Genomic DNA, 2,024 nt, shown 5'->3' with positions numbered 1-2,024 from the left:
TCTATACCGTTTCAGATTGAAATTATTTTAAATTTAATAAGTTAAAAATTTCCCTCGATAAAGCATAACGTTGCTTAAATCCCTTATTCAACAAAGACGCTAAGTCGCTATCACTTACTGGTTTAACTAACTGAAATTATTCATATTAAACAATATTTATTTAACAAATTTTTAACAAAAGGTTAAATTTAACACTAAAACAATGTATACTTTTTAGTTAAACTTAATGATGAAAATATCAGTGTTAAATAAAAAAATAACTAAAAATAACACAGATTGATTTTTATAAAATGGATATAAGGAGGAAAACATGTCAAACGAACTTAATCGTCTTCTGAGCCAGCTCGGTGACGGGTTTAGCGATTTAATGGCGGGCTTAGGGGGCGTTAGCCATAATCCCTATACCTTAACGGTTGACGGGCTGGGGGCGCCGATTTCGGTTTTACATGTTGAGGGTAATGAGTCGTTAAACCAGCCTTGGCGTTATGTAATCTCCTTTACCAGTACTGACAAAACCTTATCGCCTGATTCCTTTCTTAATCAAAAATCGACCTTCTCCTTTAATCCGGTTATCAACAAACCATTAACTTCTGCTATCCGCTCATTAAGTGATTTGCCAACGTTGACGAATAAACGCACCTTGCATGGGGTGATTACTGAGTTTAGTCAGTTATCGGTCAATAAAGAGGAAGCCCATTATCAGGTGGTGTTATCCTCGTGCTTAGCACGGCTCGCAGTGGGGCAACATAGTGCCATATTTCAACAGCAAAGTGTGGTGAGTGTAGTTGAAGAAGTGCTACGCAGTCATGGTTTGACGGGCATTGATTACCGTTTAGAGTTAAAAGACAGCTATCCTGAGCGGGAGTTTATTACTCAGTGGCAAGAAAGTGACCTTGAATTTATTCAACGCTTATTGGCCGATGTCGGTATCTGGTTTCGCTTTGAAACGCACGCCGAACATCATTGTGATGTGATGGTGTTAAGTGATTATGAACAAGGTTATGCGCAGGTGGCTAATATTGACTATAAACCACCCAGTGGCATGGCAGATAGTGGCGTTGAAAGTGTGTGGGATATCAGCCTGCATAGTGAAGTGGTGGTCTCCTCTGTCAAGGTACAAGACTATAACTACCGTGATGCCCTCGCCGATTTACAGGGCGAGATTAACACCCAACCCAAAGACCTTACCACCTATGGCAGCGACTATCGCTATGCCGAGCACTATAAAGGCTTAGCGAGTAACGGCCAAGAAAACCCGCAAGATAGTGGCGATAATAACGATGATGATAACCATGTTAATCCTGATAACGGCAATAATCCTAATGAGAATAACAGGCATGACGATAATCAGATTGAAAGCGGTCAGTGGTATGCCCGTATTCGCCATGAACAGGCTATTAGCCAGCAAATTATCCTCAAAGGCAAGAGTAATCACTATAACCTTGCTCCCGGTCAATGGATTAACCTCAACGGCAGCCCGCTGGCAGATATCAATGACGGTATCATCATTTTAACGGTACAAGGGCAGGGTAACCGCACTGATGCTTATGAACTCACCTTTACCGCTATTCCCTATCAAGCCTTAAAACCCTATCGCCCTGCGCCTATACGCTGGCCACAAGTTAGTGGCACATTACCTGCCCGTGTCACCAGTCCCAATCATGACACCTATGGCTATATCGACCCGCAAGGGCGCTATCGGGTTAAATTTAACTTTGATTTAAAAGAGTGGAAAAATGGCACGGAAAGCTTATGGGTACGCTTAGCCAAACCGTATGCAGGCAACACCTATGGCTTTCACTTCCCATTAATTGATGGCACTGAAGTAGCGATTGCCTTTATGCAGGGCAATCCTGACCGGCCGTATATCGCCCATGCGATGCATGATAGTGCTCACCCCGACCTTGTTACCACCATTAACAAACACCGCAATGTGATTCGCACGCCGGCTAATAACAAACTGCGCATGGATGACAAACGTGGGCAAGAGCATATCAAACTGGCCACCGAATACGGCAAAACTC

General features: G+C 42.9%; 1 protein-coding gene. It reads left to right on the top strand.

What is annotated here, in order from left to right; translation table 11 throughout:
• Window positions 1-310: 310 nt before the first annotated feature.
• Window positions 311-2,024, top strand: a 1,714-nt coding sequence (locus A9G24_RS11930; protein ID WP_141673160.1) for a type VI secretion system Vgr family protein, incomplete at its 3' end; no start/stop codon positions are given.

The sequence above is a fragment of the Gilliamella sp. App6-5 genome, assembly GCF_001690525.1.
Classification (GTDB): domain Bacteria; phylum Pseudomonadota; class Gammaproteobacteria; order Enterobacterales; family Orbaceae; genus Gilliamella; species Gilliamella apicola_H.
This window is presented reverse-complemented; position numbering and strand designations above follow the sequence as displayed.